Origin of the sequence: Rhodococcus sp. KB6, from assembly GCF_001445685.1 — a bacterium.
In the GTDB taxonomy this organism is placed as follows: domain Bacteria; phylum Actinomycetota; class Actinomycetes; order Mycobacteriales; family Mycobacteriaceae; genus Rhodococcus_F; species Rhodococcus_F qingshengii.
In genome coordinates, this window is sequence record NZ_LNAK01000135.1 from 1 (window position 1) to 410 (window position 410).

Below are 410 nucleotides of genomic sequence, written 5' to 3' on the forward strand. Positions count from 1 at the left end.
GTGGGTTCGTTGTTGCCGGAGTACATGGTGCCGTCGGCGTTTGTGGTGTTGGATTCGATTCCGTTGACGGTGAACGGGAAGTTGGATCGTCGGGCGTTGCCGGCTCCGTCGTTGCAGGTTGCGGTGTTCCGGGCTCCGACGTCGGTGGTGGAAGAGGTTGTGGCGCAGACGTTTGCGGATGTTCTGGGTGCCGAGCGTGTCGGTTTGGATGACGATTTCTTTGCGCTCGGTGGTAATTCGCTGATCGCGACGCAGGTGACGTCGCGGTTGGGTCAGGCTCTTGATGCTGCGGTGTCGGTGCGGGAGTTGTTCGAGGCGTCGACGGTGGAGGCGTTGGCTGCTCGTTTGGGTTCTCATGTCGGTGGCGGTTCACGTGCGGCGTTGACTGCGCAGGTGCGTCCGGTTCGGGT

The 410-nt window shown here is 62.0% G+C and carries 1 protein-coding gene; it reads left to right on the forward strand.

Annotation, left to right across the window (positions count from 1 at the left end; all coding sequences use genetic code 11):
- Positions 1–410: phosphopantetheine-binding protein (locus ASU23_RS24220; protein ID WP_156423188.1), on the forward strand; the 410-nt coding region annotated here is incomplete at both ends.